Source organism: Halorubrum pallidum, assembly GCF_055380345.1.
In genome coordinates this window covers 2,051,358-2,069,753 of sequence record NZ_AP043945.1, presented here as the reverse complement: position 1 = coordinate 2,069,753, position 18,396 = coordinate 2,051,358, and the positions used below count along the sequence as shown (strand labels likewise).

The following is an 18,396-nucleotide window of genomic DNA, read 5'->3' as shown; positions in this document are numbered from 1 at the left end:
CGGGAGGGCCGGTCAGTCGGCGTCGGTCGGGGGCGCAGTCGGCCCGCGTCCGAGGTCCGTCGCGTCGGGGCCGAACACGTCCGCCATGAGTTCCGGAACGTCCGCGGGCGTCACCTCGGTGAACCACCGCCCGCGGGGGTGGACCGCGACCGCGGCCCCGTCGGCGCTACACAGCCCGAGACAGCTTGTCTCGGCGACGTACACGCGCGACCAGAACACGTCGCGGTCGCGGAGCCACGACCGCACCGCGTCGACGACCCCGTCGGCGTCGGCCTCCGCACAGGCGGCGTACTCCGAGTCGCGGGCGTTCGTGCAGACCAGCACGTGGTCGGTGAAACCGGCGTCGCGGACCGCCGCGCTCTCCTCGTTCACGGGCTCCCCGCGGGCGCGTCGTCCGCGAATCCGGTGCCGGTCAGTCCCGCGTCCGCGCCGCCGCCGTCGTGGAACCGCGCGTGCGCCCCGGCCAGCACCAGCCAGGTGAGCGCCTGTCCGAACACGACGAGCCCGGCCAGTCCGTTCGCGAGCGCCGTCGACATCCCGCCCGGGACGGGAACGGCCGGCACGCCGACGAGAGCGACCGCGCCGGCGACGAGCAGCGCCCACGGGAGGAGACCGCCGACGACGGCCGTGACCCGGCCACGCTCGTCGCAGAGCCGGTCGTAGGCGTACATGCCGGCGACGGAGGCGCCTGCGCCCGCCGCGACGGCCCCGCAGTAGAGCAGCGTCGCCGCGTTCGGGTCCAGCGACCGCGCGACGCCGGGCGGCGCGGGCGGGAAGACGAGCCACGGCGCGACGGAGGCCGTCAGGAAACCCGCGCCGCCGAAGACGTAGCTCCGGACCGCGCCGGTGCCCGGGACGATCGGTTCGAGGACGTAGAAGGCGATACCGAACCCCGCGACGCCGAGGAACACGCCCCAGAGCACGCCGGAGAGCACGCTCACACCGTTCGACACGACCGCCGGGAGGCCGCCGTCGGCGTGGTCGTGGCCGCCGGCGTCGGTGTGACCGCCATCGGAGCCAGCGCCGGCGTGGTCGTGGCCGCCCGTATCGGCCGCGTCCCCGTCGTGTTGGATCTGCGCGCGCTCCTCCGCGAACGCCACGAGCGGGTTCGCCACGAGCGCCACGAGGAGCCCGAACGCGACGCCGGCGACGAGGCCGGCCTTGACGCCGTTCACCACGTAGGCGGCGATCATCTCAGTGGCAGACGACGCCCGCCGCGTGCCGGAAGTTGTGCATCGCCTCGTGTGCCGTCGGCTCCTGGAACATGACGAGGGTGAAGCCGAGCGCCGCCACCGCGATGAGGACGGACAGCACCTGCGTGGGCGTGAGCGTCGTTCGCGCGAGCGCCAGCCGATCGTGTACCGTGTTCGCCGTCATTGACAATCTGATTTGTACGAGAGAAAGCGCACTTGTAAATCTTTCCGAGTCACGCGGGCTCGGCGAACCGGCCGCCGACTCGTCCCGCCCGTTCGACGTACCTTTCCGGATCCGCGACGTGTGCTCCCGTATGAACGCGAATTCGCCGGCGAACCGAGATCTGACCACGGCACGGAGAGGGGTGACGTGCCGATGAGCGGGAAAGACGACTACTACAATCGATCGAAACAGCAGGGGTACCGGAGCCGGGCCTCCTACAAGCTGAAACAGCTCGACGAGGAGGCCGACCTCTTCGAGCGCGGCGACACCGTCGTCGACCTGGGCGCCGCGCCGGGCGGGTGGCTGCAGGTCGCGGCCGAGGAGGTCGGCGAGTCGGGCACCGTCGTCGGCGTCGACCTCCAGCGCATCGACGAGTTCGACGAGCACGACGTGGAGACGATCCGCGGCGACATGACGGAAGAGCGCACCCGCCACTACCTGCGGGAGGCGGTCGGTGAGGGCGGCGCGGACGCGGTCGTCTCCGACATGGCCCCGAACATGACCGGCGAGTACGGGCTCGACCACGCCCGGTCGGTCCACCTCGCGCGGCAGGCGTTCGACGTGGCCGAGGAGCTGCTCGCGCCCGGCGGCGACTTCGTCGTGAAGGTGTTCCAGGGCGACGATCTGGACGCGTTCCGCGAGGAGGTGCGCGCGGAGTTCCAGTACCTCCGAACCGTCTCGCCGCCCGCCTCGCGGGACTCCTCCTCGGAGGTGTACCTCGTCGCCAAGGGACTGAACACGGCTCCCGTCGCGGCCGGCGACCGGCTGGAAGTGACCGTCGAGGAGCTGGGCGACGAGGGCGACGGGATCGCCTACGTCGAGGGGTACTCGCTGTTCGTCGGCGACGCCGTCGTCGGCGAGACGCTGACCGTCGAGGTCGTCGACGCCAAGCCTCGGTTCGGGTTCGCAGAGCGCGTGCGCGAGGAGAGCGAACGCGAGGACGAAGTCGACGAGGCGTAGCGACCCGTGAAACGCGACGCCGGAGTATTCGGGTCGCTGTCGGTCGTCGGCCTGTTGAGCCTCTGTTGTCTCGGTATCGGCGGTATTGCGGGGGCAGCGGCCATCGCGGGCGGCGGCGCGTCGACGACCGCGATCGCGACCGGCGCGACCACGGCCCGCGGCGCGCTGATCTCGGGGGTCGTCACGTTCGGGACCGTGCTCGTCGTCGGACTCGTCGTCAGGCGGCGGCTGCGCCGCACCGAGGGTCCCGAACCGGAGTGACGCTCAGGCCGCGGTCTCGCGTCGGACCCACTCGCGGAGCGTGAACCGGTCGTAGTCGGTCTCGGCGACGACCGTCCAGTCCTCGTCGTCCCACGCGGGGTAGACGGTGTCGCCCTGGTACGCGCCCTCGACGTGACTCAGGATCATCCGATCGAGGTTGGGCTGGAACAGCTCGTAGATCGCGCCGCCGCCGAGCACGTAGACGAAGTCGTCGGTCGCGTCGGCTCCGCGGGACTCGATCGACGGATCCGGCGGTACCTCCGTCCCGGTGACGGTCGGGTCGGCCTCGACCGGCTCGGACTCGACCGCCCCGCTGACGACCGGGTCGGCCTCGGCCGCGACCGGATCTGCTTCGGTCGCCGCCGGGTCGGGTTCGCCGGGCGTCCCGCGATCGCCCCCGCCGACGAGGTCGCGCGCCAGCGCGACAGCGGACTCGACGTCGTTCGCGACGACCGCGGTCGGCACGTCCACGGAGCCGACGCTCCGGCTCACGACGATCTGGCGGCTGCCGGGGAGGTCGTCGCGCATCGAGTCGAAGGTGCGACGGCCCAGGATGACCGGCGAGCCCGCGACGCGCTCGCGGTACTGTCGCACGTCGGCCTCGATGTGGGGCCACGGCACCTCGCCCTCGCGTCCGATGGTGCGGTTCTCCGCGAGCGCCGCGACGCTGACCAGTTGCACGGGGGTCCGTACGGGACCGACAGTCAAAAACCCGCGCGTCGGGCGCGCCCGCCCGTTCAGCCGTCGAGCCCGAGCAGGTCGAACGGGTAGCCGTTGTCGTTGTCGTCGGCCTGCGCGTAGACGACGCGGGCGGCCGCCACGTCCTGGATCGCGAGGCCGGTCGAGTCGAAGACGGTGACGCCGCGCACGCCGTCGTCCGCGTTCGCGTCCGGTACACCGCCGGCTCCGGCTCGCCCGGCGCGCCGGCCCACGACGATCTCGCCGAGTTCGCCGTAGATGTCGTCGTCGGTGAGGACGCCGGCGGCGTACGGGACGTTGATCTCGCCGGAGTGGGTGCACTGCTCGCGGTCGTCGATGACGATCGTGGCCTCGGTGAGCAGGTAGTCGTCGAGTTCGTGTTTGCCGGCGGCGTCGGCCCCCATCGCGTTGACGTGTGTGTGATCGCCCACGTCGTCGGGGCCGACGATCGGATCTTCGACGGGGGTCACCGTCGAGAGCACGTCGCAGTGGCCGGCCTCCGAGACGGAGCCGCCCCGAACGTCGAACCGGTCCTCGAAGGCGTCGACGAAGGCCGCGACGCGCTCCGCGTCGAGGTCGCTGACCACGACCTCCTCGATATCTCGCACCTCGGCGATCGCCTCCAGTTGGGTGTACGACTGGACGCCCGCGCCGACGATCCCCAGACTGGTCGCGTCGGGGACCGCGAGGTGGTCGGTGGCGACCGCCGCGGCCGCGCCCGTGCGCTTCATCGTGAGCGTCGTGCCGTCGAGGATCGCCAGCGGGAACGCGGTCTCGGGGTCCGAGTAGATCATCGTCCCCATCACGGTCGGGAGATCGTGGTCGGCGGGGTTGTCCGGGTGCGCGTTCACCCACTTGATCCCCGCAGCGTCCCACCCGCCGCCGTCGGCCGTCTCCTCGGCGGTGTCCGCCTCGCGCACGTCGAGGTACGCGGGCATCGAGCGGAAGTCGCCGTCGTACTCCGGCAGGTCGATGTACGACTTCGCCGGCATGATCGCGTCGCCGCGCTCGTAGGCCGCGAACGCGCCGCGGACCGCGTCGATCACGCGGTCCATGCGGGCGTTCTCGTCGACGGCGTCGGCGTTGAGAAGCAGGGTCTGCATGTCGCAATCTTTGCCGGTGAGACACTTGAACCCTGCTGGATCGACGCCGGACTGCGAGGCGGTCGGCATGGCTGACTGCGAGGCGGTCGGCATGGCTGACTGCGAGGCGGTCGGCATGGCTGACTGCGAGGCTGACAGCGAGGTGGGCGGCGCGACTGACTAGGCTGCGGTGGCGCGCGCCTGTGAGCGCCCGGTGGGCGCGAACAGCGCCGCGCGAGGGAGTCGCGAACGGAGTGAGCGACGAGGTTGGGGAGGCGTGAGGTGCTGTGCGGAGCGGTCGGGCGGGAACACGATTATACCGACTCACGCTCCACGGTACCACATGGACCTCTCGCTCGATGCGACGCAGCTCGATCGCTACTCCAGACACATCATCATGGACGAGGTCGGTCCGGAGGGGCAAAAGCGCCTCCTCGACGGGCGCGCGCTCGTGCTCGGCGCGGGCGGGCTCGGCGCGCCGGTCGTCCAGTACCTCGCGGCCGCCGGCGTCGGCACGCTCGGAATCGTCGACGACGACGTGGTCGAGCGCTCGAACCTCCAGCGGCAAGTGATCCACGGCGAGAGCGACATCGGCGAGCCCAAAGTCGAATCGGCGGCCAGATACGTCGACCGACTCAACCCCGACATCGACGTGGAGACGCACGAGACGCGTCTCGACGAGACGAACGCCCGCGAACTGATTGGCGAGTACGACGTCGTCGTCGACTGCGCGGACAACTTCCGCACGCGGTACGTCGTCAACGACGCCGCTCGGATCGAGGGGGTTCCCGTGGCTCATGGTGCGATATACAAGTTCGAAGGGCAGGCGACCACACTCGTCCCCGACGGGCCCTGCTACCGGTGTCTGTTCCCGGAGCCGCCGGAGCCGGGGACGGTTCCCGACTGCGCGGCGACCGGGGTGCTCGGCGTCCTGCCGGGCACCGTCGGGTGCATCCAAGCGACCGAGGCGGTCAAGCTCCTCCTCGACGCCGGCGAGCCGCTCACCGGTCGCCTCCTGTTTTACGACGCGATGGAGATGTCCTTCGAGACGGTCTCGTATCAGCGGAACCCCGACTGTCCGGTGTGCGGTGATGACGGCATCGAGACGATAACGGGGATCGACTACGCCGGCGGCTGTCGGGTCGACGCCGACTGAGGCGGCCGCGCCGCGTCACAGCGAGCGCCCGGTCATCGTCGGCCCGGCGGTCGCGTCCGATCCCTCGCCGACGAACCCGGAGCGGACGCACCACCGACAGTAGCGGAACGCCGGCCGATTCTCCGCGCCGCAGTGGCGACAGACAACGGTCTCGCCGTCGGCGTCGAGCGGCGGCGGATCGCCCTCCGGTCGCTCCGCGGGGGCGGTTCCGACGCCCGCCTTCGGCCGAGAGGCCGCTCCGCGCTCGACGGCGGTCGACCCCGTCCGCTCACCGCCGAGAACCGCGTCAGATCCCGGACTGCGTCGGACCAGGAACCACGCGGTCACGAGGGTGAGCGCGAGCGTCCCGACGAACACCACGGCGATCGGCACGAGAGAGTCACCCGTCATGTGGTGTGTGTTAGCAGGCCAGTAGTAAATGCACATCGGTGGTTCTGCCCGGCGGGGAGCGGAACCGACGGCGAGTCGGTTCGGGAGCACGCGCGGGACGAACGGCGACCGCCGACGCGGTCGAAGGGGCGCAGGCGGCGGCAGTCCCGGGTACTCTTTGTGGCTCCCGTCAAACCGGCGAACGCATGAAAGAGACAGTCCACACCGACGACGCGCCCGCGGCAGTCGGCGCGTACAGCCAGGCGACGACCACGGGCGAGTTGGCGTTCACGGCCGGACAGATCCCGCTCACGCCGGAGGGGGAGCTGCTCGACGACGCACCGATCGCCGCGCAGACCGAACAGGCGCTCGACAACCTCGTCGCCGTGTTGGCGGAGGCGGGCGCGTCGCCCGAGGACGTGCTCAAGACGACCGTCTTCCTCGCCGACATCGACGACTTCGAGGCGATGAACGAGACGTACGCGACGTACTTCGAGGAGTCGCCGCCGGCCCGGTCGGCGGTGCAGGCGGGCGCGCTCCCCAAGGGCGTCGGCGTCGAGATCGAGGCGGTCGCCCTCGTCGAGTAGATGGGCGACGGAGACGGACCGGTCATCGACGCTCGCGCGAAGTCCGCCGCCCTGTGGGGGCTCGTCGGGGGACTCTCGTTCCTCGCGCTCGCGCAGGGATATCGGCTCGTAGCCGGGAGCGATCTCCCCGTCTCGTTCGCCGGAGCGGTCGCTATCGCGACGGGGATCGCCGTCGCGTCGGGCGGGATCGCGTACGTCACCGAACACCGACTCCGCGCGAAAAGAAGGACTTAACAGTCCCACCGAGTTATCCGGATACGGGCCAGGATGGCCGAGTGGTAAGGCGCACGCCTGGAAAGCGTGTTCCCATCCGGGATCGGGGGTTCAAATCCCTCTCCTGGCGTTTTGCTGTCGCAACAACGAGCGAGGAGCGACAGCGACGAGCGAGTACTGCGATAGCGAAGCGCCGCAGATTTGAACCTATCAGTCATCGACCGCCCCACCGAAACGGGTGTTCTCACAGCTGTGCTCCTGTCGCGAGCCGCAGCACTGTAGCGACTATTCCAGCGGTGTCGAGGCGAAAAGACAAATCCCCGACATAAGACTCATATGTGTGGGAAGTGTTATCACGGATGACGATGCCAGACACGAAAGCAGGCCGCGAGCGGAAGGGGAAAAACAAGCGCCGACAGTTGGAGAGTCGGCTCAACCGACGCGAACTCGACGCGGACGACGAACCGCCGGAGCCGACGGCTGACGGGGCCGATACCGAGTACCTCGCGAGCGACGGTGACTCGGCTCGGTGATCTCGCGGCCGAACTTCTTTTCGCTCCACGTTCGATGACGATCGCGGCGTCGTGAGCGTTCTCGCTTCGCGCGCGTGCTCAGAACAGAGACCGGATGGAGGAGAGACCGGATAGAGGAATCGCGGTCTACCGCGAGACAAGTATATAAACGGCACACGATAGCCGGTTCGAACCCGTCAGAGTGTTGTGCTAACTATTCGCATGTATATTGCGAAGAACCGACACTGTCCGGTGGTTTCACCCGTAGCTCGCGTCCGATGTCTGGAATCGCCGAGATACTGATCAACGAAATGTTTATATAGAATCACAATCAATCAAACGCTGTATGAGCCAGCGAATGCAGCAGGGTCAGCCGATGATCATCATGGGCGACGACGCCCAGCGCGTCAAGGACAAGGACGCACAGGAGTACAACATCTCCGCGGCGCGCGGCGTCGCCGAGTCCGTACGCTCGACGCTCGGGCCGAAAGGGATGGACAAGATGCTCGTCGACTCGATGGGCGACGTGACCATCACGAACGACGGCGTCACCATCCTGCAGACGATGGACATCGACAACCCGACCGCCGAGATGATCGTCGAGGTCGCCGAGACCCAAGAGGACGAGGCCGGCGACGGCACGACGAGCGCGGTCGCCATCGCGGGCGAACTGTTGAAGAACGCCGAGGACCTCCTCGAACAGGACATCCATCCGACCGCGGTCATCAAGGGATTCAACCTCGCGAGCGAGTACGCCCGCGACCAGGTCGACGAGATCGCCACCCCGGTCGATCCCGACGACACGGCGACGCTCAAGAACGTCGCCGAGACGTCGATGACGGGCAAGGGCGCGGAACTCGACAAGGTCACGCTCGCTGACCTCGTCGTCCGCGCGATCCAGGGCGTCACCGTCGAGGCCGACGACGGCTCGCACGTCGTCGACCTCGCGAACCTCAACATCGAGACGCGGACCGGGCGCGCCGCCGGTGAGTCCCGGTTGCTCTCCGGCGCGGTCATCGACAAGGACCCCGTCCACGAGGACATGCCGACCGACTTCGAGGACGCGAACGTCCTCCTCCTCAACGACCCGATCGAAGTCGAAGAGGCCGACGTGGACACCTCCGTCAACGTCGACTCTCCCGACCAGCTCCAGAAGTTCCTCGATCAGGAGGAGAAACAGCTGCGCGAGAAGGTCGACCGGATCGTCGAGAGCGGCGCGGACGTCGTCTTCTGTCAGAAGGGGATCGACGACCTCGCTCAGCACTACCTCGCGAAGGAGGGAATCTTAGCGATTCGTCGGACGAAGAAGTCCGACCTCGCCTTCCTGAAGAACGTGCTCGACGCCCCCATCGTCACCGACCTCGACTCGCTGTCCGCCGAGGACCTCGCGATCGGCTCGGTCGAGCGCGACACGGAAGAAGAGCTGTTCTACGTCGAGGGCGAGGACGCCCACGGCGTCACGCTGCTTTTGTACGGCACCACGGAGCACGTCGTCGACGAACTCGAACGCGGAATCAACGACGCGATCGACGTGGTCGCGACGACCGTCTCCGACGGACGCACGCTCCCCGGCGGCGGTGCCATCGAGGTCGAACTCGCTCGCCGGCTGCGCGACTACGCCGACTCCGTCGAGGGGCGCGAGCAACTCGCCGTCGAGGCGTTCGCCGACTCGCTCGAACTGATTCCGCGCGTGCTCGCCGAGAACGCCGGACTCGACGCGATCGACCTGTTGGTCGACCTGCGCGCGGCTCACGAGAGCGGCGACGCACACGCCGGACTGAACGTCTTCTCCGGCGAAGTCGAGGACACGGCCGAAGCCGGCGTCGTCGAGACGGCGCACGCCAAAGAGCAGGCGATCGCCTCCGCCGCCGAGGCCGCGAACCTCGTGTTGAAAATCGACGACATCATCTCGGCGGGCGACCTCTCGACCGCCGGCGACGACGACGAGGGCGGCGCGCCCGCCGGCGGCATGGGCGGTATGGGCGGTATGGGCGGCGCTATGTGAAATCTGTCGGAGACAGATTTCCATAGGCCGTCAGGCTCCGTCTGACGCAGCCGATGTAAGCGAGGTTCCGTCAGGAGCCTCACTTTTGACGGCGAATCGCAATTCGAACACACGCACGCTCCCACCCCGTTTTCCACGCGCGCTAGTTCGACAGCCGCCGCGCTCGTCGGCGGGAGGCGGTCACAGCAGGTCGAGCAGCGCCGCACGCCGGCGGTCCAAATCGAACGCGGCGTCCGCGGCGTCGAGCCGGCCGAGGAACGCGAACACGTCCGCCCCGGCGCGCTCCGCGTGTTCGATCAGCGTCTCGACCGACTCGCGTTCGAGCGCGAGCGACTCCAGATGGCCGCAGACGAGCGCGAGCGCGACGCCGGCCTCGCCGCTCGGGAAGGCCGGATCGACCGCGCCGAAGTCGGCGTCTCCGGTCGAAGCCACGTCGCTGGCGGGGACGTCGACTTCGGCGGCCGACGTCGTCCGCAGACAACGCGTGCAGATCGCCGTCTCCGCCGCCGGCGCGTGCTCGCGGATCGACGAGGGAACCGCGAACGCGACGACCGCGGCGCCACAGTGAGGACACGTCATGGTCGGCGGTAGGGCGGGGACGTCCATAAGCGGACCTACGGGCGACGCCGGCGTGGCCGGGGCGAATCCGCATCTTCTAGACGCTCCGGTCGCATTCGTGGCCTATGTTCGAGAAGACCACGTGGATCAAGCTCCCGCGAAACGTGCTCGTGGGTCACGACGTCCTCAACGACCTCGGCGAGGCGGTCGGCGACCTGTACCTCACGGGTCGCCCGCTGATCGTGACGAGCCCCACGCCGAACGAGATCGCCGGCGACCGGGTGCGCGCCCAGTTCGACGACCCCGCGACGGCCGTGGTCGAAGACGCCTCCTTCGACGCGGTGGAGAAACTCACCGCGACCGCGGAGGCGATCGATCCCGGCTACCTGATCGCGTTGGGGGGCGGCAAGCCGATCGACATCGCGAAGATGGCCGCTGACCACCTCGACGTCGGGTTCGTCTCCGTCCCCACGGTCGCCTCCCACGACGGGATCGTCTCCGGGCGCTCGTCGATCCCCGAGGGCGACACGCGCCACTCGGTCGCCGCCGATCCTCCGCTGGCCGTCGTCGCGGACACGACGCTGCTCGCGGAGGCCCCGTGGCGGCTCACCACCGCGGGCTGTGCGGACATCATCTCCAACTACACCGCGGTGAAAGACTGGCGACTCGCCCGGCGGCTCCGGAACGTCGAGTACAGCGAGTACGCGGGCGCGCTCTCGGAGATGACCGCGGAGCTGCTCGTCGAGAACGCGGACATGATCCGCCCCGGATTAGAGGAGTCGTCGTGGGTAGTCGTGAAAGCGCTCGTCTCCTCCGGCGTCGCGATGTCGATCGCGGGATCCTCGCGGCCCGCCTCCGGGGCCGAACACCTCATCTCACACCAGCTCGACCGGATAGCTCCCGACAAGGCGCTCCACGGCCACCAGGTCGGCGTCGCCTCGGTCCTGACCGAGTACCTCCACAGCGGCGAGGACGGCCGGTGGGCGGCGATCCGCGACGCGCTCTCCGAGTTGGACGCGCCGACGACCGCCGCCGAACTCGGAGTCGACGACGCGGAGCTGATAGCCGCGCTGACCAGCGCTCACGAGATCCGCGACCGGTACACGATCCTCCAGGGCGGGATCAACGAGGAGGCGGCGATCGAGGTCGCGTCCGCGACGGGCGTCATCGACGGGTGAGACTTGCCGCGGACCGGCGTCCGCGACGGGCGTCATCGGCGGTCGGCGACGGCCGCCGCCGACCCTCGAAAGCAAGTTAACCGTCCCGCGACAACCCCGCGTATGTCCACCGCGACCCTCCGCGACCGGGCCAGAGACCGAGCAGGCGCGATCACCCTGCTCCTCACCGCCGTCGGCTACGGGGCCGTCGGCGGGGTGTTTCTCGTCCCCGATTTTCAGGCGCTGTTTCCCACGCTGACAAAGGCGACCGTCGATCTCCTCGCACACGCGATTGCCGCGGTCAACACGATAACGGTTTGTACCCTCTCGCTCGGCTGGTACTGGATCCGCAACGACGAGGTGAAAAAACACGCCGCGGCGATGACGACGTCGTTCGCGCTCATCCTGTTGTTCCTCGGGATGTACCTCCCCAAGGTCGCCGGCGGCGGAACGAAGCTGTTCGTCGGTCCAGACCCGGCGTACTACGCGTACCTGGTCATGCTCGCTGTCCACATCGTCCTCTCTGTCGTCTCCGTTCCCGTCGTCCTCTACGCCATCGTCCTCGGACTCACGCACACCGAGCGCGAACTCCGAAACCAGACGCCGCACCGACGCGTCGGGCGGATCGCGGCGAGCGCGTGGCTGCTCTCTCTCGTCCTCGGCGTCGTCACCTACCTCCTCTTGAACCACGTGTACGACTCGACGTTCGAGGCGGCTGAGGCCGCCGCGGTGCTCCTCCCGGCTCTCCCGGGACCGTAGCCGGGCAGAGCGCGGCCCGTCGGCGGCCGTGCCGCCACCGAAACGCTTGAGCGCTCGCCGACGCACCCACACGCATGACCGACTGGATCGGCGACACGTTCACGAGCGACGTCGGTTGGGCCCACCTCGAGACCCTCGTTAATATCGGAAACCGCATGGCCGGCTCCGACGGCGAGCGCGAGGCGCTGGAACGCACGCGCGACGCGCTCGACGCTGTCGGCGCGCGAGACGCCCGCATCGAACCGTTCGACGTGCAAGGGTGGGAGCGCGGCGACAGCGCGATCCGACTGGTCGAGGGCGACGAGGCGACCACCGACTGCGAGAATCCCACCGTCGCGAGCGGCCCGAACCAGTGTGTCGCGCTCCCCCGGAGCCCGGCTTCCGAGGCGGCCGGCGAGTTCGTCGACCTCGACTACGGCGTCCCCGAGGACTTCGAGGCCGCTGGCGACCTCGACGGGGCGGTGGTGATGGTCTCGTCCGATACGCCCGACTCGCTCGACCGGTTCGTCCACCGGCGCGAGAAGTACTATCGCGCCGTCGAGGCGGGGGCGTCCGCGTTCGTCTTCGCGAACCACGTCGAGGGGACGCTTCCGCCGACTGGAAGCGTGGGCACCCCTGACGCGCCGATCGGCGACATCCCCGCGGTCGGGGTGAGCAAGGAGGCCGGCTCGCGCCTCGCGCGCCGGTACGAGGGCGACGAACTCGCCGTCGCCGTCGACTGTACGACTCCCGAGGCGGAGAGCGGCACCGTCGCCGCCGAGATCGGTCCCGACACCGACGAGTATCTGATCGTCTCCTCGCACGTCGACGCTCACGACCTCGCGGAGGGCGCGATGGACAACGGCGCGGGAACGGCGACGGTGGTCGAGGTCGCCCGCGCGCTCGCCGCCCGCGAGGACGACCTCGACACGCGCGTCCGATTCGTCGGGTTCGGAGCGGAGGAAGTCGGGCTGGTCGGGTCCTCACGGTTCGCGGCCACCGTCGATCCGGAGCGAGTCAAGGCCGTCGTCAACGTCGACAGCAACGTGTTCGGTCGCACGCTGCGGCTCGATCACCACGGGTTCGACGGGCTCGAAGCGGCCGCCGATCGCGTGGCGGACCGGTTCGATCACCCCGTGTCTCTCGGTGCCGAACTCGTTCCGCACAGCGATCACTGGCCGTTCGTCGAGCGGGGGATCCCCGGGTACATGGTCTCCGGTGAGACGGCGGGTCGCGGTCGCGGCTGGGGCCATACCGGCGCGGACACGCTCGACAAGCTCGAATCGCGGAACCTCCGTGAGCAGGCGATCTTGGTGACCGAACTCGTGGTCGAACTCGCCGACGCGACCGTGGACACGGAGCGGCGCGACCGCGAGATGATCGCGGCGGCGCTGGAAGCGGAGGGGAAGGCGACCGGCATGAAGCTCACGGGCGGCTGGCCGTTCTGACCGCCGCCCGGGTTTCGCACTGTCCCGCCGCGAACCGGGAGGTTTTCACGCGCCCCGAGCACACCTCCGAACATGGACGCGTCGGAACGCCGCGTCGCGGTCGTCGGAGACGGCGACCGAGCGACGGAGCTTCGCGGGGTCATCGGCGACATCGCCGACCGCACCAGAGGGGATCGGTCGACCGCGACGAACGCCCCCGCGCCGACCGACGACGCCGCTGTCATCGTCGCCGTCGGCTCCGAGGCGCTCCGAGAGACCGTCGTCTCCGCGCCGAGCGGGACGGTGATCCCGGTCGGACGTGATCGACTCGCGCTCGATATCGATCGAGTGAAGCGAGTCCTTCGGCGGTTCCTCGGCGGATCAGCCCCCGGAGATCCCGCGTCGCGAGACTCCTCACATGCCGCTGGCGACGCTGATATCGCCGCCACGCTCGAACCGATCGACGGCGTCTGTCGGACCTCACATCCCGTTCTCACCGTGGACGGCGCGTCGTCGTCGACGCGAGCCGCGTTCGATATCGCGCTCGTCACCGACGCTCCCGCTCGCATATCCGAGTTCGCGGTCGGATTCGACAGCGGAACGGCGGAGACGTTTCGCGCGGACGGCGTCGTGGTCGCCACACCGCTCGGCAGCGGCAGGTACGCGAACGCTGCCGGCGGATCGGTCGTGGAGCCCGGTGGCGGACTCTCCGTCGCGCCGATCGCACCGTTCAGAACCCAGACCGACTCGTGGATCGCCGCCACCGGGCTGAGGGTGACGATCGAACGCGAGGGCGAGCCGGTTGCGCTCGTCGTCGACGGGACGAGCCGCGGTCTCGTCGAACCGAACCGTCCGCTCGCGATCGAGGCGGTCGATCGGATCGATATTGCGGTGGCGACACCCCGATCCGAGCGCGACGATCGGAAACACTCTAATAACTCGTAACCGGATATGTCGGTATGGACCCACTGCAGTTCCTCATTCCCCTCGGCTGGCTGTCCGCCGTTGGACCGGTGCTGCCGTACGCGATCTTCACGATGGCCGTCGCGAACATCGTGACGCGCCATCTCGCCCACAGGCGGCACGTCGAACACGGGACTGACGGCGACAGCGTCGATCCGTACACGCCGCACGTGTTCACGAATATCGGACTCGTCCTGTTGGGCGTTCTGTTCGCTATCGACTCGCCCGTCAGCGGCGTCATCGTCTCCGTGATCATCATCACGATGGTGATAGCCGACCTGTTCGAACTGGAGGCGCGCAACGTCGAGGCGCGAAACGACATGACGATCGAAGCGCCGAAAAGCGCTATCGCCGCGTCCGGACTCCTGTTGGTGTACGCCTCCTACTACGCGCTGTTCTTCCTCGTCGAGGGGATCTGGAACCAGTACATCGTCGCGTAGGGGCGTCCCCCTCGACGGAAGCGTCGGAGCGACCTCTCCGACGGCCGATCTCGCGGCCGTCGTCTGATCGACTGCAGTGTTGCGTACCGTTTGTCGCGTTCGGTGTCGGCGCGGCTCGAACTGTCGCGCGAGGCTCGTTTCTCGGCTTCCTCAGTTCGGCGGGCAGACAGAACGATACGACCGTCGGCGTTGCTCTCGGTGCATTCACGCGGTGAGAAGAGATATCACGCGATGATGAGAGGCACGACGAGCGCATCGATATCTGCTCACGAAGGGTTGCACGCAGCGCGCCACGATGACGGCGAAAAACAGCGGGATGCCCGGATCGACAATTAGTTCGTCCGACCGTACGCCTCAGTTCGCGGCCTCGGCGTCGCCGTCGTCGTTCAGCGACTTCCGGAGTTCGCGGCTCACTGGAATGAGCACCCAGAACACGACCGGACCCACAATCATGAGCCAGAAGGCGACGTCGCCGGCGAGGAGTGCCACTTGCCCGTAGGCGGTGTTGACTCCCTCTGCCGGGTTGACCAGCTGGACGATCTCGTAGTACGACGGCGTCCGGTACCATCCGCCGAAGGTGAACCAGGCGAGCGCCCCGAGCGCGAACAGGGTGAACCCCTTGATGAACTCGTCTGCCATTACCTCATGATTCGTCGGACGTGTCTTGAGACTTTCCCATCCCGCGTCCGCGGAATCGCGTCCCCAAGACGTACACTGCCGTTCCGCCCACGATGAACCCGATTCCGGCGATCGCGAGCACCGCGACGAGCACGTCGTCCGACGGGAGGACGCCGGCGCTGTCAAGAAGGTAGATGATCACGGTCCGGACCACGCTCAACTGAAGCGTCGCCGCGTCGATGAGCGTGAACCCGACGATGTACGCGAGGGCCGCGGCCAGCGTCGAGAAGACGGTGACGGCCTTGTAGAGCCGAAACGGGACGACGACCTCGCGGCCGGCGGGGCCCTCTCGAGGACCGGTCGGTTCGTTTCGCGGGTCGTCTGAATCGTCCGCAGCGACGGGGTCACCCGTCTCGTCGAACGCCTGCGGATCGTCATCGGCGGCTGATGGGGATGAGGACATGAACGGTGATGGAAACGGCGAGAGAACGGCTACGACTACTTCGGCGGCCGCAGCATGTAGTACCGCCGGTTCAGGTCGTACATGTACCCTTCACGCATCGTCTTCAAGGCCGCGTAGGTGATAATGCCGCCCACCGGTGGAAGCAGGAACGTGAGCGTGAACAGCAGGTCGAGCCCGATCGGGAAGAAGTTCTGGATCGCGAGGGCGGCGAGCGTGAACGAGAGGATGACGCCCGTGACGCCGACGGCGCTCCAGAACGGCTGTTCGACGGGCCGCCGCGCGCTCCCCTTGTTGAGGAACGGAACGAGCGTGATGGCGGCGAAGATGACGCCGTGCGCGATGATCCCGAGGAACTCGTTGCCGAGGAGGATGTTCCCGCCGAGCACCGCGAGTTCGGGGTTCATCGGGTTGAGCTTCAGCAGTCCGAACGACCAGTAGAGGTACCAGTCGGGGAGGATGACCGACGGCGTCGAGCCGGCGTTCGCCGGCGACCCGAAGTGGACCGGCAACACGGCCGCGACGAGCACGATGATCCCGATGAAGAAGCTCGTGATCGCGAGGTTCCGAAGCGTCTCGTGGGGCCAGGCCGGGAACCCGAGCACGTCGCGCTCGACGTAGGTGGACTCAGCTCGAAGGTCCTCGTCTTCGCGGCGCGAGCGCTCGAAGTACTGGTAGGTGAGCTGTGCGAGTCCCTGTGAGCGCTCCTTGCGCTCGGACCAGGTCGGCGTCTCGTCGTCCGGCGGAACCGTCGCCGGCGGGCCGCCGTCGGTGCGCGCTTCGCCGTCGGTGCCTCCGTCAGTCATGGGAGTGTGTTCGTCGGTCATTGGATTAGTGCGGCTCCGCGATGCCCTGCACCCAGACGATACCGACGTGGAGCGCGATGAGGCCGGTCACCACGAACGGCAGCACGAAGACGTGCAGGATGTACATTCTCACGAGCGTCGCTTGGCCGAGCGTGAACCCACCGAAGACGAGCTGTGCGGCCCACTCGCCCACGATGGGAGTCGCAAGCGCCATCTCGACGCCGATCTGTGCCGCCCAGTACGACAGCTGCTTCCACGGGAGGACGTATCCGGAGAACCCGAAGAACAGCGTCAACGCGATGAGGACGACGCCGAGCACCCAGTTGACCTCACGGGGCTCCTTGTATGCCCCGGTGAAGTACACGCGGAGCATGTGAAGGAACACGGCCGCCGTCATGAACTGAGCGGCCCACTTGTGGATAGACCGGAGCATGAAGCCGAACTGAACGTCGGTCATGATCAGCACGAGCGAGTCGTACGCGGCCGTCGGATCGCCCTGTGCCGCCGCGCCGGCGGTCGACGGGGAGTAGTAGAACCCCAACAGCGCGCCGGTGATCGCCGCGACGAGATACGCGATGATAGAGAGCGAGCCGAGCGAGTAAAGCGGGTACCAGTACCAGAACTTGTTATCGAGGTCGTACTGTTCGGTGTGGCTCTTCGGCATCTGGAGGTTCGCGCGGTAGTACATCGTCTCCAGCAGCTCGAGGTAGTCGACGATGCGGAGCCGCTTGTCCAGCCAGATGAGCGTGGTCAAAAACGCGGTCTCGATGACCGTCAGATCCTGCTTTTTGAGCCACGCGTTGTGGTCCATCTCATCTTGTTTCTTGAGACTCATTGGGGGATCACTTCTTGTAGTAGGGGTACACGGCGCGTTTGAGCATCTCCATCGCGCTGCCGGTCTCGACCGTCACGCCGTCTTTTTCGTCCTCGCGGACGTACAGGTCCTCCCACTTGCGGCGGCGCTTCTTCACGATCATCACATCGGGGAGGAACTCCTTGCGGTACAACATGAGAACGAACGCGAGGTCGATGAATATCATCGCCAGCAGCGCGCCGACGAACATGTTGCCGAACTCCGTCGAGGCCCACGCGGACATGAGCCCGAAGACGAAAAGCGAGACCAGCACGACCTCGATGATAGTTAAGAGGACGATTGCGATGGCGGCAGCGGTGCTCTCTCTGGCGGGCTCATACCGGTGGATGTCGCCATAGGATGACTCGTTGGAACTCATCTGGCACCCCCGTGGCCGGTGTGAGCGGACTCACCGTACTTCAGCTGGTAGAAGGTGAACACGAACGTGAGCCCGACGCCGAAAATCGCGGCGAGGCCGACCCAGTGCGGGTGGAGCACGATACCGACGTAAGCGATATCTTCGGGCCAACCGTCGGACGCGCCGCCGACCTCGACGGTGGAAACGTCCTCGCCGACGGCGATACCGGCGTGCATTCCGGTCGAGGTGTGCGGGACGCAGTGGTAGTGAGTGATGCCGGCGTCTTCTTCTGTCACCTCGTACTCGTAGGTGGTCCCCTCCTCGCCGACCGGATCGCCGCTGTCGAGGCTCGCCGGGCCGCCGTCCTCGACGGTCTGGACGTTGTGTGCCCCGCCGCTACCCGTCCACTCCCAGGTGATCGTGGTGCCCGTGTCGACCCACAGCTGCGTGGGATCGAACGCGAGGCCACCGTCGCCGGCACCGACTTGGACGGTCACTTCGTCCTGGCCGCGGGCGTCGACGTACGACCCGAGGTTCCCACTCGTGACACCGCTCGGCCACTCCGGTTGCACTTCCTGTGCGGCGGCCGATCCGGTTGCCCCAGCCCCGGCCGCGACCGCGGCGGTCGCACCGCCGGCCGTCCGCACGAATTCCCGCCTTTTCATACAGGTTCACTCAGGACGGGGTGCGCTTAAACCCACCGACTGAACCCGTAGACGGGGAAGGGTTTACACGCCCTGTAGCCGTTGATATCGCCG

General features: G+C 67.9%; 25 protein-coding genes and 1 tRNA gene. 13 read left to right on the top strand and 13 right to left on the bottom strand.

Annotated elements, in window-relative coordinates:
* Positions 1-12: 12 nt before the first annotated feature.
* From ACZ45C_RS12205 to ACZ45C_RS12195, 3 genes are read right to left on the bottom strand one after another with little or no spacing between them, the layout of a single operon-like run.
* A complete protein-coding gene (locus ACZ45C_RS12205) occupies positions 13-372 on the bottom strand; it encodes a (2Fe-2S) ferredoxin domain-containing protein (RefSeq protein WP_460562371.1) in 360 nt (119 codons plus the stop codon).
* Positions 369-1,193 carry a CbtA family protein gene (locus tag ACZ45C_RS12200; protein WP_460562373.1) on the bottom strand — a complete coding sequence of 275 codons (825 nt, stop codon included), beginning with the start codon at positions 1,191-1,193 and terminating at the stop codon, positions 369-371. The genes ACZ45C_RS12205 and ACZ45C_RS12200 overlap by 4 nt, the downstream gene beginning before the upstream one ends.
* Before the next feature lies 1 nt (position 1,194).
* A complete protein-coding gene (locus ACZ45C_RS12195; RefSeq protein WP_460562375.1) occupies positions 1,195-1,377 on the bottom strand; it encodes a CbtB domain-containing protein in 183 nt (60 codons plus the stop codon).
* Between the two features lie 192 nt (positions 1,378-1,569).
* On the opposite strand from ACZ45C_RS12195, the gene ACZ45C_RS12190 reads away from it, so the two are divergent.
* Positions 1,570-2,376 (top strand): RlmE family RNA methyltransferase, encoded by an 807-nt coding sequence (locus ACZ45C_RS12190; protein WP_460562377.1) that lies wholly within the window; start codon positions 1,570-1,572, stop codon positions 2,374-2,376.
* A gap of 6 nt (positions 2,377-2,382) precedes the next feature.
* The gene (locus ACZ45C_RS12185) at positions 2,383-2,637 is read left to right on the top strand and encodes a hypothetical protein (RefSeq protein ID WP_460562379.1); all 255 of its coding nucleotides are present in this window, start codon (positions 2,383-2,385) and stop codon (positions 2,635-2,637) included.
* Positions 2,638-2,640: 3 nt separating this feature from the next.
* Here ACZ45C_RS12185 and ACZ45C_RS12180 read toward each other — a convergent pair whose 3' ends face one another.
* Together ACZ45C_RS12180 and ACZ45C_RS12175 are read right to left on the bottom strand one after the other, a co-directional pair.
* Positions 2,641-3,318: a dihydrofolate reductase gene (locus ACZ45C_RS12180; RefSeq protein ID WP_460562381.1), complete on the bottom strand. Its 678-nt coding sequence runs from the start codon at positions 3,316-3,318 to the stop codon at positions 2,641-2,643.
* 56 nt (positions 3,319-3,374) lie between these two features.
* Positions 3,375-4,439, bottom strand: a complete 1,065-nt coding sequence (locus ACZ45C_RS12175) for an ornithine cyclodeaminase family protein (protein WP_460562383.1) — start codon at positions 4,437-4,439, stop codon at positions 3,375-3,377.
* 322 nt (positions 4,440-4,761) lie between these two features.
* Between ACZ45C_RS12175 and ubaA the strand changes: the two genes are divergently transcribed.
* Positions 4,762-5,574: an SAMP-activating enzyme E1 gene (gene ubaA, locus ACZ45C_RS12170; protein WP_460562385.1), complete on the top strand. Its 813-nt coding sequence runs from the start codon at positions 4,762-4,764 to the stop codon at positions 5,572-5,574.
* 15 nt (positions 5,575-5,589) lie between these two features.
* On the opposite strand, the gene ACZ45C_RS12165 is transcribed toward ubaA, so the two are convergent.
* Complete coding sequence (locus tag ACZ45C_RS12165; RefSeq protein ID WP_460562387.1) at positions 5,590-5,964, bottom strand: DUF7577 domain-containing protein; 375 nt, start codon at positions 5,962-5,964, stop codon at positions 5,590-5,592.
* A gap of 185 nt (positions 5,965-6,149) precedes the next feature.
* Between ACZ45C_RS12165 and ACZ45C_RS12160 the strand changes: the two genes are divergently transcribed.
* The 5 genes from ACZ45C_RS12160 (at position 6,150) to thsB (ending at position 9,260) form a co-directional block, all read left to right on the top strand.
* Positions 6,150-6,530: a Rid family detoxifying hydrolase gene (locus ACZ45C_RS12160; protein WP_460562390.1), complete on the top strand. Its 381-nt coding sequence runs from the start codon at positions 6,150-6,152 to the stop codon at positions 6,528-6,530.
* The gene (locus ACZ45C_RS12155) at positions 6,531-6,764 is read left to right on the top strand and encodes a hypothetical protein (RefSeq protein ID WP_460562392.1); all 234 of its coding nucleotides are present in this window, start codon (positions 6,531-6,533) and stop codon (positions 6,762-6,764) included.
* Positions 6,765-6,791: 27 nt separating this feature from the next.
* A tRNA-Ser gene (locus ACZ45C_RS12150) sits at positions 6,792-6,873 on the top strand.
* Between the two features lie 235 nt (positions 6,874-7,108).
* On the top strand, positions 7,109-7,276 hold the full coding sequence (locus ACZ45C_RS12145; protein ID WP_460562394.1) for a hypothetical protein: 168 nt from the start codon (positions 7,109-7,111) through the stop codon (positions 7,274-7,276).
* A 337-nt stretch (positions 7,277-7,613) separates the two neighbouring features.
* Complete coding sequence (thsB, locus tag ACZ45C_RS12140) at positions 7,614-9,260, top strand: thermosome subunit beta (RefSeq protein ID WP_460562504.1); 1,647 nt, start codon at positions 7,614-7,616, stop codon at positions 9,258-9,260.
* Between the two features lie 180 nt (positions 9,261-9,440).
* Here thsB and ACZ45C_RS12135 read toward each other — a convergent pair whose 3' ends face one another.
* Positions 9,441-9,839 (bottom strand): DUF6276 family protein, encoded by a 399-nt coding sequence (locus tag ACZ45C_RS12135; protein WP_460562396.1) that lies wholly within the window; start codon positions 9,837-9,839, stop codon positions 9,441-9,443.
* 104 nt (positions 9,840-9,943) lie between these two features.
* Between ACZ45C_RS12135 and ACZ45C_RS12130 the strand changes: the two genes are divergently transcribed.
* From ACZ45C_RS12130 to ACZ45C_RS12110, 5 genes are all read left to right on the top strand, one after another.
* Positions 9,944-10,996: an NAD(P)-dependent glycerol-1-phosphate dehydrogenase gene (locus ACZ45C_RS12130; protein WP_460562398.1), complete on the top strand. Its 1,053-nt coding sequence runs from the start codon at positions 9,944-9,946 to the stop codon at positions 10,994-10,996.
* A 102-nt stretch (positions 10,997-11,098) separates the two neighbouring features.
* Positions 11,099-11,734, top strand: coding sequence for a DUF420 domain-containing protein (locus ACZ45C_RS12125; RefSeq protein WP_460562400.1), 636 nt, complete (start codon positions 11,099-11,101; stop codon positions 11,732-11,734).
* Between the two features lie 74 nt (positions 11,735-11,808).
* Positions 11,809-13,161, top strand: a complete 1,353-nt coding sequence (locus ACZ45C_RS12120) for a M28 family peptidase (protein ID WP_460562402.1) — start codon at positions 11,809-11,811, stop codon at positions 13,159-13,161.
* A gap of 72 nt (positions 13,162-13,233) precedes the next feature.
* Positions 13,234-14,085 carry an NAD(+)/NADH kinase gene (locus tag ACZ45C_RS12115; protein WP_460562404.1) on the top strand — a complete coding sequence of 284 codons (852 nt, stop codon included), beginning with the start codon at positions 13,234-13,236 and terminating at the stop codon, positions 14,083-14,085.
* 14 nt (positions 14,086-14,099) lie between these two features.
* Complete coding sequence (locus tag ACZ45C_RS12110; protein ID WP_460562406.1) at positions 14,100-14,543, top strand: DUF7313 family protein; 444 nt, start codon at positions 14,100-14,102, stop codon at positions 14,541-14,543.
* A 354-nt stretch (positions 14,544-14,897) separates the two neighbouring features.
* Here ACZ45C_RS12110 and ACZ45C_RS12105 read toward each other — a convergent pair whose 3' ends face one another.
* Genes ACZ45C_RS12105 through ACZ45C_RS12080 form a run of 6 tightly spaced genes read right to left on the bottom strand, consistent with a single transcriptional unit; the run spans position 14,898 to position 18,303 of the window.
* On the bottom strand, positions 14,898-15,182 hold the full coding sequence (locus ACZ45C_RS12105; RefSeq protein ID WP_460562408.1) for a DUF7314 family protein: 285 nt from the start codon (positions 15,180-15,182) through the stop codon (positions 14,898-14,900).
* Positions 15,183-15,186: 4 nt separating this feature from the next.
* Positions 15,187-15,624: a DUF7315 family membrane protein gene (locus tag ACZ45C_RS12100; RefSeq protein ID WP_460562410.1), complete on the bottom strand. Its 438-nt coding sequence runs from the start codon at positions 15,622-15,624 to the stop codon at positions 15,187-15,189.
* A gap of 35 nt (positions 15,625-15,659) precedes the next feature.
* Entirely contained in the window at positions 15,660-16,448 is a 789-nt protein-coding gene (locus tag ACZ45C_RS12095) for a cytochrome b family protein (RefSeq protein ID WP_460562412.1), read from the bottom strand.
* Positions 16,449-16,452: 4 nt separating this feature from the next.
* Positions 16,453-17,262 carry a cytochrome b gene (locus tag ACZ45C_RS12090; protein ID WP_460562414.1) on the bottom strand — a complete coding sequence of 270 codons (810 nt, stop codon included), beginning with the start codon at positions 17,260-17,262 and terminating at the stop codon, positions 16,453-16,455.
* A 7-nt stretch (positions 17,263-17,269) separates the two neighbouring features.
* On the bottom strand, positions 17,270-17,659 hold the full coding sequence (locus ACZ45C_RS12085; protein WP_460562416.1) for a DUF7318 family protein: 390 nt from the start codon (positions 17,657-17,659) through the stop codon (positions 17,270-17,272).
* The gene (locus tag ACZ45C_RS12080) at positions 17,656-18,303 is read right to left on the bottom strand and encodes a halocyanin domain-containing protein (protein WP_460562418.1); all 648 of its coding nucleotides are present in this window, start codon (positions 18,301-18,303) and stop codon (positions 17,656-17,658) included. Before ACZ45C_RS12080 ends, ACZ45C_RS12085 begins: the two co-directional genes overlap by 4 nt.
* Positions 18,304-18,396 lie beyond the last annotated feature (93 nt).

Excerpts from the sequence above, each read along its gene's own strand:
- ubaA (WP_460562385.1), top strand. The coding sequence starts at position 4,762 with ATGGACCTCTCGCTCGATGCGACGCAGCTCGATCGCTACTCCAGACAC.
- ACZ45C_RS12135 (WP_460562396.1), bottom strand. The coding sequence starts at position 9,839 with ATGACGTGTCCTCACTGTGGCGCCGCGGTCGTCGCGTTCGCGGTTCCC.
- ACZ45C_RS12175 (WP_460562383.1), bottom strand. The coding sequence starts at position 4,439 with ATGCAGACCCTGCTTCTCAACGCCGACGCCGTCGACGAGAACGCCCGC.
- ACZ45C_RS12155 (WP_460562392.1), top strand. The coding sequence starts at position 6,531 with ATGGGCGACGGAGACGGACCGGTCATCGACGCTCGCGCGAAGTCCGCC.
- ACZ45C_RS12195 (WP_460562375.1), bottom strand. The coding sequence starts at position 1,377 with ATGACGGCGAACACGGTACACGATCGGCTGGCGCTCGCGCGAACGACG.
- ACZ45C_RS12160 (WP_460562390.1), top strand. The coding sequence starts at position 6,150 with ATGAAAGAGACAGTCCACACCGACGACGCGCCCGCGGCAGTCGGCGCG.
- ACZ45C_RS12145 (WP_460562394.1), top strand. The coding sequence starts at position 7,109 with ATGCCAGACACGAAAGCAGGCCGCGAGCGGAAGGGGAAAAACAAGCGC.
- ACZ45C_RS12190 (WP_460562377.1), top strand. The coding sequence starts at position 1,570 with ATGAGCGGGAAAGACGACTACTACAATCGATCGAAACAGCAGGGGTAC.
- ACZ45C_RS12105 (WP_460562408.1), bottom strand. The coding sequence starts at position 15,182 with ATGGCAGACGAGTTCATCAAGGGGTTCACCCTGTTCGCGCTCGGGGCG.
- ACZ45C_RS12095 (WP_460562412.1), bottom strand. The coding sequence starts at position 16,448 with ATGACCGACGAACACACTCCCATGACTGACGGAGGCACCGACGGCGAA.
- ACZ45C_RS12110 (WP_460562406.1), top strand. The coding sequence starts at position 14,100 with ATGGACCCACTGCAGTTCCTCATTCCCCTCGGCTGGCTGTCCGCCGTT.
- ACZ45C_RS12125 (WP_460562400.1), top strand. The coding sequence starts at position 11,099 with ATGTCCACCGCGACCCTCCGCGACCGGGCCAGAGACCGAGCAGGCGCG.
- ACZ45C_RS12115 (WP_460562404.1), top strand. The coding sequence starts at position 13,234 with ATGGACGCGTCGGAACGCCGCGTCGCGGTCGTCGGAGACGGCGACCGA.
- ACZ45C_RS12090 (WP_460562414.1), bottom strand. The coding sequence starts at position 17,262 with ATGAGTCTCAAGAAACAAGATGAGATGGACCACAACGCGTGGCTCAAA.
- ACZ45C_RS12200 (WP_460562373.1), bottom strand. The coding sequence starts at position 1,193 with ATGATCGCCGCCTACGTGGTGAACGGCGTCAAGGCCGGCCTCGTCGCC.
- ACZ45C_RS12100 (WP_460562410.1), bottom strand. The coding sequence starts at position 15,624 with ATGTCCTCATCCCCATCAGCCGCCGATGACGATCCGCAGGCGTTCGAC.
- ACZ45C_RS12120 (WP_460562402.1), top strand. The coding sequence starts at position 11,809 with ATGACCGACTGGATCGGCGACACGTTCACGAGCGACGTCGGTTGGGCC.
- ACZ45C_RS12085 (WP_460562416.1), bottom strand. The coding sequence starts at position 17,659 with ATGAGTTCCAACGAGTCATCCTATGGCGACATCCACCGGTATGAGCCC.
- ACZ45C_RS12130 (WP_460562398.1), top strand. The coding sequence starts at position 9,944 with ATGTTCGAGAAGACCACGTGGATCAAGCTCCCGCGAAACGTGCTCGTG.
- thsB (WP_460562504.1), top strand. The coding sequence starts at position 7,614 with ATGCAGCAGGGTCAGCCGATGATCATCATGGGCGACGACGCCCAGCGC.
- ACZ45C_RS12080 (WP_460562418.1), bottom strand. The coding sequence starts at position 18,303 with ATGAAAAGGCGGGAATTCGTGCGGACGGCCGGCGGTGCGACCGCCGCG.
- ACZ45C_RS12165 (WP_460562387.1), bottom strand. The coding sequence starts at position 5,964 with ATGACGGGTGACTCTCTCGTGCCGATCGCCGTGGTGTTCGTCGGGACG.